The organism is uncultured Desulfosarcina sp. (assembly GCF_963664155.2).
Classification (GTDB): Bacteria; Desulfobacterota; Desulfobacteria; order Desulfobacterales; family Desulfosarcinaceae; genus Desulfosarcina.
Window position 1 is genome coordinate 4,923,553 of the sequence record NZ_CAXXXH010000001.1, and the last position, 12,294, is coordinate 4,935,846.

Here is a 12,294-nt window from a genome sequence, read left to right on the forward strand (position 1 = left end):
CATGGAGGCGCGGGATGTCATTGAGGAACAGATTGGCCGGCGATTGGAGTGTGAGTGCCAGTTGTTGGGTTAAGATTATTCGAATACTCCTGCTGGAAGGTAGATTGCGATATGGTATGAGAACCGACAAACCTAACAATCAAGAAAGCAACTCCTTGAGGTTTTTAAGGATGATGTCATTAATCAATTTAATTGGCTCATTACGAATTTTGGCAACAGCTTCTACGACAAAATGAACATCAGTTGGATGCATCGGCCGGCCTTTAATTTTCGTAAATGGACCATCGGTTTCTGTTAATAGCCTATCATTAGGCAATTCAGCAATAAGCTTCCTACCGCGTTCAGTTTTGGTCATTTCAGCATTGATGGAAAAATAACAGCCTATCGATGCTGCCCTCACTAAATCGGAACGGCCGCCTGTAAACCAATGCAAAACAACCTTGCCACGATCATTTGGCAAATATTCTTCTATCATATCAAGAACTAAGGGTGCTGTTCGAACGCTATGCACACTCAATACCTTTCCCCCAGATTCGGCACATTGCTCAAGTATGGTCCGAAATAAATCTTTCTGGATATTCATCGTTTTGTAAAAGCGGGGTCCCGCATCAAGTCCGACTTCTCCAATGTACCTAGCTTCAGGGAGATAGTGTTTCCATTCATTAATTTCATGTGCCCGTTCAGCTGCAAGCTGCGGATGAAGACCAAGCGCGGCTCTGACGAAATGCATTCCTTTAGTAAGATCACGGTTGCGGGGCCATGCCTTCGGTGTAGTCGTTACAGCAAGGGTGTATACGCCGGCTGTCTCGGAAGCATTGATAGCAGCTTCATGATCAGGATATAGATCAATATGGCAGTGAAAATCCACCGCTGGCTGACATGGTGTCTTAGTCATGCAGGGATCGTCCTGACACCTTCAAGAAAGGATCCAATTTCTTGTATCCCACGTAGGAAAACCGCTGCCAAGGCATCCTGACGTGCTGGCGATTCATCGGAAAGTGGACCAGGTTTATGAATCAAAATTCTCGCAAGCTCCGGCCTATCTTGCAATCGCTGAATAGTCATTTGGAACGAGCGAACGGCCTGACCTTCGGATTGTCGAGTGTTTAACGGGCGATCCGTTAAGTTTGTTAGCGTATACGTGGTTCGATCCACCCCTGGACCGAACCCTTTTTCAAATGCGGCCCTACGAATAAGACAAGGAAGACAATTACCGCAATGTTGGATGCCCAGACCTTGCCAGCGACCCTTTGATGGTGACGAACAGGACAGGGAAATTGGCGCGATGCGGCGCAGCAGGTCGCTATTTGTGCAGGCGGCGACCATCTCTCCTTTTGTACGGTTCCAGTATGGATTTTCCACCTTTCCAGGTATCCCAATCAACGTTAAAAGTTCATTCCAGCGTGCGGTGAAGAAAGGGTGTGTAGTACGGGTGCTAAGTGCTCCAAGACGCAACGGATCAAGCGGTACGTTGAGGGCAATTAGACCGTTCTCTGGAGCCAAAAGGGTGAATTCATCATCAAAGCCAGATCCAGCAAAGATGCCAAAAGAAAAAAACAGGAATGATCGGGCACGGGTTGTACTTTCGCTATCCGATCCGTCTACAAGGCCGTCTGGAAAGGACATCCAGAGGCGTAAACGCTTAAAGTCACGGTCTGTATATTCTTGTTTAAGAGCATCAAAAAGATTGTTTTGAGCCTCGCTTGTTGCTCCATCGCTTGCATGGCTAATAAATAGTGGTACAAGACCTATATCCAATCTGTCTATCGCACCAATTAAGCTATCGAGACCACCAGAAAATAGAGACAATGTATTGAAGGGTGGACCGAACAATTGTGCCGGTCGCAGAGGGATGGGTGAGCTGAAGTCTCGCGGGCGATTACGGAAACCAACGGACCAACGGTCTCCGGTCAGAAAATTCAGCATTCGTACCAATAATGATGACGAGGGTATCCATCTATCTGGATCACTGACGGGCACAACCAGTCGGATCTCACGCGTCCAGCCATCTTGAGATTCGCTTGCCCGCGAGATGCGTGTATCGGCAGCATGGACATGTGCGGCTAAGACCAAGATATCGAGACCGATTTCAGTCGGATAGAGCCCCAGCCGAAGGAGATGGCTCATTGCCCGACCGATACCGTAGGCGATTTTCCCCCTTGCCGCAACAAACTGTAAATTGGTGGCCATTTCACCAACACCGAGCCTGACCCTCCTACGGTCAGTTGGTCCAAACCGACCAATGATGACATGTCGCCTCATGTTCCTTGCACCTCCGCCTCACCCATGATTAATAGGATTTCGAATGCCTGTTCATAGACACCATCCACAAACCCCAATACACGATCAGAGGTCAGATTTTGTGTATCCGTGTGCGCCGAACTCAGTGCATCCGCCACGCCTCGCCGAATGAAGTCATGGAGTTGTGCTTGTACATTGGCTGCCTCTTGAAGGTCTTCGGGTAGCGTGATCGTTTTAGCGCCAATGTCATTGCATAGGCGGGCTTCAATGGCGTTAGTGGCATAAAGTTCAAGCACAGTCTGAATTTGTGCGGAGGTCAGTCTGTCGAGGTCGGTTACACCTTCTTCAGCAAGATCTGCAATGGTTTCGATAAAGGCGTGGCGGGCAATGCCTTCATCCACGCTTCCTCCATCTGGACAGACGTAGTCCATCAGTCCAGTGAAAATTTGTTCAATCGGCTGCCCTGCAAGGTTTTCAAGGTTCAGAAAGCGGAGCGCCTCACGAGCACCTCTGTCAGCGGCATTTGAAAGAAATCCAAAAATTCTGCCAGCCGATCCCCGTGAGGAACCCATGCGCATAGCTGCCATACGGGAACCACCCGATGCCGTGCCAATATAGTGAGATACAGCCCGACCAAGACTGGCTCTATCCTGACCTCCCGAACTTGCAAAGCGAGAAAAGTTGTTGCGTGCAGCGGTGAATCGATTGGGCGTGGCAGATGGTGGAATTGGTGGGAACTGTGGGATGGGTGGATTAGCGGGAGGGGTGTTCTCTTGCGGAGAGCTATCCTCACCTCCATCAGGAGGATTTCCTCCATTTCCGTCTAACCAGCTGGGAATAAGCGGGGTCCCCCCACCAGGTCCGCCAAATGAGCCTGATGTTCCCATTATTAACCCCCTTTTCTTGTGCGTAATACACCTTTGGCTGCAACCCTCAACATTGCCGCACCATTTTTCCCCCACAATCGAAGAACCCTATCGAAGCGGTCATTCGTTTCTATGGTATTGATCACACCTTCCCAACCACTGCACGCCCAAGGTCCCAATCGCCCGGGTGGTAGTGCCTCCAGAAAGTCAAGCAGATTGTCTTGTAAAGTTGGCTGTGCCTTTACAAGAACTGCTAAGCCAGCGGCTCCAGTTGGCTCTACATCAAAGCTATCGCTCCCAACAATTCGACCTCGGAGCAACTCAAAGACTTGCATCGCTTCAGGCGGAGCTAAGCGCTTTAAATCGGTTTTCATTGCCTGAACGGCAAATTTCGAGCCGAGCAAATTATCAGCAATAGCCGCCAAATGCCCCAAAACAGAAGCTGAACCAAAGTAATCTTTCCTTTCCTTGGCGACGAAAAGGTAGGGGCGAAGATCGTCATTGCCAATTGGAGGCTGGACATTGGCCCATTCTTTGATGGAAGGTGAAGAAAGCCATTCATTCAGTATGGCACTCGTAGTTGAATTAACTGTCCCAAGTTTCGGTGACGGTGACGTTTCACTCTCAGTTTTGGTATTTTCTTTGGCATCTGGTCCCTTTTGGTTCGTTTTCTTCGACCTTTCGACGAGCACAGCACTTTCGAGATCAAATAAATCCTGGCATTTGCCATCGGGTGCTGCGGCGGCAACTTCCGCTATTTGATCAAAAAATCGAGGGATGAAACGCTCGGCAAGCATTAGTTTAGCTAAAATTGGAAATTTCACCTCATCGCCAAACCCTCGCGCTTCGGCGGTGCGTTTTCTTAAGGATAGCGTGTTAAGAAACCGTTTGATTTGGCGGGGATTGCCTTTAGTTCCACTGGCGAGTATAGGTCCTATCTGATCGCTTAGCATGAGGGCACGCTGGGATAGCTCAACTTTGCCGCCCAGTGCCTTTTTTACAGTAGCCGCATCGAGGGCACCAGATCTCCAGGGACGTCGCAGTTTTTCGCGAGAAGCACTAATCAGATTTCGAAAAGCATAATCCTCCTCGCCAAGCTCGGCGCCTACAAGCAGAAGGGTGACGTAAATACGGGTTTCTGTCTCACCAAGAGATGGGATTCGAAAGGGCACCTGGATTAGCTTTTCAAGATAATTCCGAGCGTAAGTCTGGGGGCCTGTTGTGTCTGGCAGGTCAGGGAAATGTTTTCGTACGGCATATTCGATCATTGCCTCATCGGCGGCAATTACAAAGGCTGTCCGAGACGTAAAAACAAGTAAACGAATCGCCTCCAGAGTCTCAATTGCTATGTCGGGCAGACAGCGGTCAAGATCGTCAATCAGCACAATCAATTGGTCGACTCCCGCTTTCGAGAGGAGATCATCAAATTCTTTCAGGAATGAATTTACCTCCTCAGGGACATTCTGCACTTCCGCCTCAGCCTTAAGTAGCCCTTTTACATCTTGGAGTGTGGTGGCCAAATTTTCTTTATTGGCCATTTTGGTTGGATCAGCAAAGAGTCCCTCCAGCATACCGATGACACCTTGGATCTGGTCAGGTGCAGGGAAGCCGGTGAAAGCGGTGAAAGCCAGGCCACCTGATTTTTTAGCTACTTTTAGCCAATCGATGCGGCGCAGGATGGATTTGACCGCCTCGCCCGTCTTTGTCAACATTGATCGCTTTTCAATGAGTCCTGAGATGATGCCTTCGATAAGGGCAATCTTGGCGTCCTCAAATCCTTGAAAGCGCCAGCCATTAAATTTGAGGCAAAGTACTTTTTCGTCACCCTCAAAGTCGGCTTCAATCATCTCCAGGATACTTGATTTACCAGCACCCCAATCCCCATGTACACCAATGGTTATGGGATAATCAGAATGCTCTCGGACAAGCTTAATTATTGTTTCGGCGATGGCCTCATTATTGAGAAGATCAATCTTGGTTTCATTGTCTGCTAAGAACATTTTTCGGCGATGCCTCCTTAATCTCAGACCAATTGATTTTCAAATCTCAACGATCCACCCGCTCCTTCAGTTCCTTCCCCGCTTTAAAAAACGGCAGCTTCTTTGATTTGATCTTGACCTTTTGCCCGGTTTTTGGATTGCGTCCGGTATACCCATCGTATTCCTTCACGAAAAAAGAGCACAATCCACGGATCTCGACCCGCCCTCCCTTGGCAAGCTCCTTGGCCATTTCATTGAAAAAGGTGTCTACAACGTCGGCGGCTTGTGGTTTGGTCAGGTCGGTGGCGTCCTTCAATGCCTGGATCAGCTCAAGCTTGTTCATACGTTCGGCGCTCCTGATTGTGGGCTGTGCTGGGGATGAAAAGTGGGGAACTTGGGTAGGATAGACCTGATGGGGGAATTATGTCAAGAAATTGATCGGTTATCTATCTTCTGACGATTTAATATACGGCTTCGTTAATGAAAGATCAGATGAAATCGAGGATTATCCGGGACCGTTCTTATCTGATCAAACATGCATATTACATCCGATAGCTTTTCGCCCACGTGATTGGGAAAATGGCCAGGATTCCATCCAACTATTTCAATTTAAACAAATTCATGGCATCATAACGCAGCTCAATTTCCGTTCCTCCAATGGAAAAAACGGGGAACTTATGAAAAAGCTCAAATCAAAAAAATTAAAGGGACCGAGATCGTACTTCACCGATATCGATCCCCACGACCCCGCCTTCGACGAACATATAGTACTGAATAAACTCAAACTACAGCTTTTGACAAAAAAGTATGTTGTTATTGCTGCTTCTGCTTTGTTCCATGATCATATTGCAAGAATAGTAAAAAATATTGGTGGCATATCCGAGGCAGTCCACGGTGGAATTATAGTACCGGCGCTCAGAGATGAATATAGTGATGTAGAAGCTTTCTTTGGCAGGTATAAAAAGGAAGGGTATTCATCGGACAATCTTTCGCTATTCAAAGAGTGTGTAACCCATGTTGTTCCCTGGAATCTGACTGAAAATTCAAATTGGTTCAAAGGAACTTTCTTTTCAGAGCTTGAGGATCCAAATTCATTTCTGAGAAAATATTCTGAAATCACAGATGACCAGATTAAGAAATTCCGATCCGCGTTGTTGCTTATGTTTGATGAAACCTCCACCTATTTCCAACGCGAACATATATGGAAAGCCTCTGAGGATTTACCAATCAAGCAACAGAACGTATTAAGCAATTTCGGAAATCTCTTGTATCGATTATCTGGGTCAATGGTAGTGAATTCAGATCCTCATCTACCCGATGCAAATATTTGCAGCTTAACGGATGGTGAACTTTTAGCAATAAATGATGAGAGAATTTTTTGGGACATTTTCACTGAGAGTGTCATTGCAGCCACATCACCGATCTACCGAATTCGAGAAGAACATATCAACAAACTCTCCTTTGAAAAAATATTGCAATTAAGGCAGGATTTGTTCGACAATGAGTTCGTCGATAAATATGAGGACTTAATATCAGATATCACCACAATTAGAATGTTAAAGGATCCTGGTGATATTCTGAAAATACAGGAGAATATTGATAAAAGCATAAAAACTCTCAGAGAACGTTTTGATGTGCGCATAAACTTAGAGCAATCATTGAAAGATAGAAGACCTCTGGAAGGGGGGCTGTTTGAAGTTGCCAAAATAATTGTGCGACTTGGGATTGATTCCACATTATATCCTGTTTTTGCAACGATTAAAGGCATTCCAAAAATAACTGCGATTTGGTCACCAAAACTTGCTGACCAGATGGACAGACGTGTTCATTTATCCAAGAGGTGGATCAATTCAAAGTTCGAATGGTCAAAAGTAGACCGAAAAATTTTATTAGAAGGATATGAGAAAATTATGATGGCTGGCTATCCCACACGTTGACAATGCTATTTGATTTTTTTGTTTAATATTCAATACTATAGTTCCTGACACTGGGTAGCCTTTTACACTCTAATTAATTCCAAAACCATGAGCCTGAATTCTCGGATGACCACCACAACGTCAGTAATTACATAGTGGACGTAGCCTCCGGCGGTTTGGTCTGCTGGAAAATTCCCTATAACTGACAGTATCGGCAGGGTCTATAATAATTCCTCTAAAAACAGCCTCAGCTTTTTTACCTTGGCGTCGCTTTTTTGTCTGAACAGCTTTGTAATCTCCATGGTCACGGCCTCCCTGTCTTCAGAGACCTTTTCACCTTCCAGAAATGAAAAAAGCTCAGCCGGTGTGATTTCGAAGATGTCACATAATTTCAGTAGGGTGCTTAAGGTCAGATTGACAAGCCCGCGTTCAATCTTTCCATAATACCTGAAGTTAATCCCCAACTGCTCCACATCCTCCTGCCGCAGTCCTTTGGTTAACCGTGCCTGCTTAAACCGCAATCCTAATCTCTTTTTTACATCTTCAGGGTCCATTTGTTGCCTCCATAGCTATTTATAAATGAAGGTGACAGGACCTTACAGGCTTCTGTATGGCGTAAAAATATTGAAAAAAATCCTTATAGGTGGTAATCGGCCAAATAGGAATATCGTTTTATCGCCGACCTTAATTGAAAAACGTCAATGAACAAGGAGGGTTAAATGATTCAGAAGATTGAAAATGCGTTCCTCATCACGCTGCTTACAGTAGTATGCCTGACAATTTTAATAAGTGCTTCTTCCCTGTTCGCGCTTGATGTTAAGGGCCTTGCACATGAGGAAGAAAAGGTCACGACTGTCGCCAAGGAAGTGGAATATACGAGGGAATGGTTTTTTGAGCATGTCCATAAAAAAATGGACTCCATTTTGATAGAATATCCTGATTTTTCAAATTTTGCAGAAACAATGGACTTCTTCGATTTCCTGGATCTAACGGAATACGATCCGAACTACAATCAATGGGGAGATGGTTGGGGACCTGGAGATGTTAAGATGCTCCGGAAATTCTTGGTGAAGGATTATGGCCTCAATGAAAAAATTGAGATAGATACGGATGAATATGACGATATGCGCAGTTTGTTCGCAAAAATTGCCAAATATTATAGCTTCAAGAATGGACTTAAGGATTATCACACCAACGAAGAAAAACTCACGGCAGATATCCAACAAAGCATAAAAAGCCTATTCATGCATTTCAGACCGAGTTTGCCGGAAACAGAGAAAGATAAAGTGCTAAATTTTATTGGTGATTTCGATAAATTCTTGGAAACTTATTACACCGAAAAGACCGCGATATTTATAGCGAACACTGAAAAAGCCAAGAAAGAACAGCAGGATCATATCGCATCTATCAAGTCAGGTAAAGAAGCAGTCGATACATTCGAAAACGCCAAGATTTATTACGATGCACAGAATGGGTTCAACCTTATACAAATGCCGCCGGTTAAGCCAACCATGAAATATTACTATGTTTCTGGTAAACTTGAGTCTAAAGATGGCGATCTTTACATTGTTCAACGAGTTATATTGGGCGATATTAAATACTTTGTTTTTCGGTTAACAGATTCTGCCGGTGAAAAGAATTTTAGAATAGGCGGTGAGCTGGAAATTCTGGGAAAATTTGTTGATTTGTACAAATACACAACGACTATCGGTACAGAAAAATATGCCCCGGTATTTGATGCGGTTTATGTGGAACTATAATCTTCACAACTACTACACATAGAGAGCAGGCAGCATTCAAGCGTCAACAATCGCCCGATGAAAGGAGCCAGCGGATATGACAGGAGATAATGGGTTGTTGTGTCCAGCCGGAGTGGCGGAACTGCCTTATTCGGAAAGGCAATTGATCGTCATCGTCCCGGATGACGTTAAAAAGACCGAACTGGAGGCCATGCAGAAGGCCAGGCAGGAAGAATCCAAGGATAAGTCCATCTCATGGTGGAATTCTGCCATCGATGCCATCGCCCTGATCGCCCCCAGGATTACCGTTTATGGCCTTGGTGTGGAATTCGTGGTGGGCATCTATAAGGGCATCCAAAAACTCAGACAAAAAGAGATCAATATCCGGACCGTCAGTTATTCCGATGCCAATGGGCTGGTATTTCCTCCGGGGCATCCACAGAAAAAATGCGTCTATGTCGGAAGTCCGGTTGATCCGCTGCACTATTTTTCACTGGCCGATTTCCATCGCATGACACTCGAATCCAAATTTACCGAAATCGTCAATATTCTGATGGCATTGGGCGCAGAAACAATTCAAGCCGAGCGGGTGATAGGATGGGGTGCCGAAATAACCGCCAATGCCAAGGTATTGTCTGCCGATGATTGTGGGGCCAGCACCTCTCGTACGAACACCACGGAGAAATCGTTCCTGTTCGAAGCGAACCTGAATCCGGAAGGCAATCCTCAAATGCCTGAAAAAGTCGCCTGGTATCCCTTTGAACCCACCTGGCAGATGATCAGTCAGGGCAGGCTGCATCATGGTCTCAGGAATTTTGCTCTGAACGTGACCTATCAGGAAAACTACGGAATCACCACCGACTTGAATGCTTCGGTCAAAGGGGAGGGATTGTCAATCGGAGGCCAGTTCACGGAACACCAGTCAACCATATGGAAAATCACCGGTCAATTTTCAGAACAAGGTGTGAAAAAACCAGATGACCATACGACTGCCCCAACGAAACATTCTTGACGGCATTTTGCGGCTGTTCGGGAAAAGGCGTGCCATCGTCATGCCCAGGGAAGTGATTGGCGAAAGTGGACACTATTCGACTATTGTAGCCCGCAAGGAATCCTTTTTCACCGCCCTTTTTAGGACCAGAAATCGGAAACTGCCGGATGGGTTGGTGTATATGGAGGATTTCTACGAATCGGTAAAGTTGCCGTAATCTAATGTGAACTATCGCCATTCGTTTGGAGTTGTTGGGTCGCCTAAGCGGGGAAAGAGCTCGGAGAAACGAAATACATCTCAATCTCAGAACACAATCTGTAGTATTAGGGCGCACTTCTTATTGTTCTAAAATTTCGTACTCAAAAACGAAAAGCTTTTTCCCAAAATTTCCTGCTTAGCTGGAGGAGGATAGGCCCAGAATAAATGAAATGGGGCTTGAAGATTCTCGATGTGTAATCAGTACTTTTTAAACGAGTGAACTTGTTCGCAACCGATTTATTTTTGTTGCTGATTTCAGATGAACTTTTGCGTCAGGGTAACAGTGGATCGGCAGTATAATCGTTGTCCTGTTCAATCAATGTGGATGCTATTGTCGCAATTTAATTTTTTCCATGCGAGCATTCAATACCGTATTTGCAAATGCACGCACCAGCATTGCCTCGATGTTGTCAATCAGATCATTGTTAATCTCATATGCAGAAAAATAATGTGCTAAATCGTTGAGAAAGAAATATGTATTCTCTATTTGACGGGGCTGTTCGAAGGCTGGGGAGAAACTCTGACCAGTAGATGGATGGTTGACAGTAAGCAATTTCTGCGTTTCTCTTTCGCGGTTAAATGCGTTGTTCATTTCCTGCCACAGACTCTGATTCTTTGCCTTTCCGACATAAAGTGCCTTGCATTGAGAATCATAGAACACATAGATACCATTCGAATTTTCTAAGACTTTTCTGATAGCCCTGTATCTTTTGTTCTTTTTGAGCTTTGTGTCGAAGATCTCATACTTTGCACCCCTCAAGGAATCACAAGCCTCAATTTCATAGTATTCGACAATTGGTCGAATCGAGAATAGCCTGGCTTCCCTCTCACATTTAGCCACAGAACGATGTATAAGGCTTGCAAGTTGTGAAGTAGATATATCATCATTTTTGCGCCATCGATTAAGCGTAACCGCTGTAATCCCGAGACAATTGGCTAAGGCCGTGTCAGTGGGAGACTTAAACTTCTTTTTTAACGCGACTATCAACTTGTCAGCCTTCATTGTATTCCCCCGTAGTAGGTTAGCCATAATGTTACCGAACCTTTCCCATTGATCGCAGTAACGAAAAAATAAAGCTGTTCATCCAAATATTTTAATCTGCCAAAACGATATGATTGTATTGGTGTGTATCCAAAAGTTCCTTTTTGGGGTCATGCACTTCATGCACACCAAAACACTATTGAACCAAGATAAATAGCATATCTTATCTATCTTGATTTATTTCAAAACGGTTTCCACAGCTCACACAGTCATATGTATGTGTGTGCTCCGCTACCGTACCATCTTTTCTTTTATATCCTGACGATTTCATTTTATTTCGGGGAATATTTTTCAAATCCGATTTGCACACTGGACAGAATTTTATGTCTGGCTGTGGGCCTGTAAGATTGGTCATTTTACCCCCCCTGTTTTGTTCTGGAATTCCTGATGAACGACGATTAGGAATCATGGTTAATCATCATCAAAAACAAACCATGACCTGAATTTACTAATTTGATTTGCTCATATCAATTGTGAAGAGCAATTTTGTAGCAGGTTCGTTAGCAGGCAGATTGGTGGTCATATTTGAAATCTGAATTACCTGCTTGAGTTTTTTCCTTAGATTTTGAGCACCTGCTGCATATTTTTGTTTGAGCATCATATCGGAAGTAGCCTGCATATCGCTTTCCATATTTTCTATCTGTAGCTTTATTTTCTCAGATTCGCGGGCTAATAAAGGCTTGATGTCGCCAACAGTTCCGTATGCCAACTGTTCCGTTGGTAGATCACACTCGCCATTGTCCCAGATCCTCTCAGCAATTGGTGTTTTTACAGCTGCAACCACGTTAAAAAACAGCGCCTCGTCTTTTGGAACCATATTTTCTTCCATCAGGGTTTTGATGCTTTCCCCCATTAACCGAGACGAATCCGCGAAAGAAATGTTTTCATAACCTGCAATTCCACAGTGGTGAGTGACAAAAATCCAGTCATGGATGATATAGGCGGGAGCAAGGCCCCAAGGAGAGTAGCCTGGAATCGACCAGAAAATACGAGGAATTGATCCACCGTCTGTGTACATTGCATTAGGCTTGATAACGTGGGTGGCGTTGGCTGTAATGAACCGTAAAGGGTTATTCTTATTAGGAACAAACAGGAACCGGTCAGGTTCGAGCCAACGGACTTCTACTACTCCTTCAAACTTACCAACAGCGGTGTCCTGATAAGTCTTATGGGAGCAGGAAAATAGAAAGAGGGAAACTGTTAATAGCACTGCAGCTGAAGTTTTCATAAATCGTTTCCTCTACACGAATATTATGCCCGCA

General features: G+C 44.9%; 12 protein-coding genes. 4 read left to right on the forward strand and 8 right to left on the reverse strand.

The window, feature by feature from the left end; all coding sequences use genetic code 11:
- Positions 1-139: 139 nt before the first annotated feature.
- The 5 genes from qatD to ACHZBS_RS22475 form a co-directional block, all read right to left on the reverse strand.
- Positions 140-895 carry a Qat anti-phage system TatD family nuclease QatD gene (gene qatD, locus ACHZBS_RS22455; protein ID WP_319408731.1) on the reverse strand — a complete coding sequence of 252 codons (756 nt, stop codon included), beginning with the start codon at positions 893-895 and terminating at the stop codon, positions 140-142.
- Positions 892-2,190 carry a Qat anti-phage system QueC-like protein QatC gene (gene qatC / locus ACHZBS_RS22460; protein WP_319408732.1) on the reverse strand — a complete coding sequence of 433 codons (1,299 nt, stop codon included), beginning with the start codon at positions 2,188-2,190 and terminating at the stop codon, positions 892-894. Before qatC ends, qatD begins: the two co-directional genes overlap by 4 nt.
- 68 nt (positions 2,191-2,258) lie before the next feature.
- Positions 2,259-2,828 (reverse strand): Qat anti-phage system associated protein QatB, encoded by a 570-nt coding sequence (gene qatB, locus ACHZBS_RS22465; protein WP_319408733.1) that lies wholly within the window; start codon positions 2,826-2,828, stop codon positions 2,259-2,261.
- A gap of 302 nt (positions 2,829-3,130) precedes the next feature.
- Positions 3,131-5,107, reverse strand: coding sequence for a Qat anti-phage system ATPase QatA (gene qatA, locus ACHZBS_RS22470; RefSeq protein ID WP_319408734.1), 1,977 nt, complete (start codon positions 5,105-5,107; stop codon positions 3,131-3,133).
- Between the two features lie 46 nt (positions 5,108-5,153).
- The gene (locus tag ACHZBS_RS22475; protein WP_319408735.1) at positions 5,154-5,429 is read right to left on the reverse strand and encodes an HU family DNA-binding protein; all 276 of its coding nucleotides are present in this window, start codon (positions 5,427-5,429) and stop codon (positions 5,154-5,156) included.
- Between the two features lie 91 nt (positions 5,430-5,520).
- Here ACHZBS_RS22475 and ACHZBS_RS22480 point away from each other — a divergent pair, with 91 nt between their 5' ends.
- The gene (locus ACHZBS_RS22480; protein WP_319408736.1) at positions 5,521-7,023 is read left to right on the forward strand and encodes a hypothetical protein; all 1,503 of its coding nucleotides are present in this window, start codon (positions 5,521-5,523) and stop codon (positions 7,021-7,023) included.
- Positions 7,024-7,223: 200 nt separating this feature from the next.
- Here ACHZBS_RS22480 and ACHZBS_RS22485 read toward each other — a convergent pair whose 3' ends face one another.
- The gene (locus ACHZBS_RS22485; protein ID WP_319408737.1) at positions 7,224-7,556 is read right to left on the reverse strand and encodes a helix-turn-helix transcriptional regulator; all 333 of its coding nucleotides are present in this window, start codon (positions 7,554-7,556) and stop codon (positions 7,224-7,226) included.
- Positions 7,557-7,721: 165 nt separating this feature from the next.
- Between ACHZBS_RS22485 and ACHZBS_RS22490 the strand changes: the two genes are divergently transcribed.
- From ACHZBS_RS22490 to ACHZBS_RS22500, 3 genes are all read left to right on the forward strand, one after another.
- Entirely contained in the window at positions 7,722-8,762 is a 1,041-nt protein-coding gene (locus tag ACHZBS_RS22490; protein WP_319408738.1) for a hypothetical protein, read from the forward strand.
- Positions 8,763-8,838: 76 nt separating this feature from the next.
- Positions 8,839-9,753, forward strand: a complete 915-nt coding sequence (locus tag ACHZBS_RS22495) for a hypothetical protein (protein ID WP_319408739.1) — start codon at positions 8,839-8,841, stop codon at positions 9,751-9,753.
- On the forward strand, positions 9,719-9,949 hold the full coding sequence (locus ACHZBS_RS22500; protein ID WP_319408740.1) for a hypothetical protein: 231 nt from the start codon (positions 9,719-9,721) through the stop codon (positions 9,947-9,949). The genes ACHZBS_RS22495 and ACHZBS_RS22500 overlap by 35 nt, the downstream gene beginning before the upstream one ends.
- A gap of 369 nt (positions 9,950-10,318) precedes the next feature.
- On the opposite strand, the gene ACHZBS_RS22505 is transcribed toward ACHZBS_RS22500, so the two are convergent.
- Both ACHZBS_RS22505 and ACHZBS_RS22510 read right to left on the reverse strand, forming a co-directional pair.
- A complete protein-coding gene (locus tag ACHZBS_RS22505; protein ID WP_319408741.1) occupies positions 10,319-10,993 on the reverse strand; it encodes a hypothetical protein in 675 nt (224 codons plus the stop codon).
- A 487-nt stretch (positions 10,994-11,480) separates the two neighbouring features.
- Entirely contained in the window at positions 11,481-12,260 is a 780-nt protein-coding gene (locus ACHZBS_RS22510) for a DUF1353 domain-containing protein (RefSeq protein ID WP_319408742.1), read from the reverse strand.
- Positions 12,261-12,294 lie beyond the last annotated feature (34 nt).

Bases quoted from the DNA above. Each gene is read 5' to 3' on its own strand.
- ACHZBS_RS22510 (WP_319408742.1), bottom strand. From the start codon at position 12,260: ATGAAAACTTCAGCTGCAGTGCTATTAACAGTTTCCCTCTTTCTATTT.
- qatA (WP_319408734.1), bottom strand. From the start codon at position 5,107: ATGTTCTTAGCAGACAATGAAACCAAGATTGATCTTCTCAATAATGAG.
- qatC (WP_319408732.1), bottom strand. From the start codon at position 2,190: ATGGCCACCAATTTACAGTTTGTTGCGGCAAGGGGGAAAATCGCCTAC.
- ACHZBS_RS22495 (WP_319408739.1), top strand. From the start codon at position 8,839: ATGACAGGAGATAATGGGTTGTTGTGTCCAGCCGGAGTGGCGGAACTG.
- qatD (WP_319408731.1), bottom strand. From the start codon at position 895: ATGACTAAGACACCATGTCAGCCAGCGGTGGATTTTCACTGCCATATT.
- ACHZBS_RS22485 (WP_319408737.1), bottom strand. From the start codon at position 7,556: ATGGACCCTGAAGATGTAAAAAAGAGATTAGGATTGCGGTTTAAGCAG.
- ACHZBS_RS22490 (WP_319408738.1), top strand. From the start codon at position 7,722: ATGATTCAGAAGATTGAAAATGCGTTCCTCATCACGCTGCTTACAGTA.
- ACHZBS_RS22505 (WP_319408741.1), bottom strand. From the start codon at position 10,993: ATGAAGGCTGACAAGTTGATAGTCGCGTTAAAAAAGAAGTTTAAGTCT.
- ACHZBS_RS22500 (WP_319408740.1), top strand. From the start codon at position 9,719: ATGACCATACGACTGCCCCAACGAAACATTCTTGACGGCATTTTGCGG.
- qatB (WP_319408733.1), bottom strand. From the start codon at position 2,828: ATGGCAGCTATGCGCATGGGTTCCTCACGGGGATCGGCTGGCAGAATT.
- ACHZBS_RS22475 (WP_319408735.1), bottom strand. From the start codon at position 5,429: ATGAACAAGCTTGAGCTGATCCAGGCATTGAAGGACGCCACCGACCTG.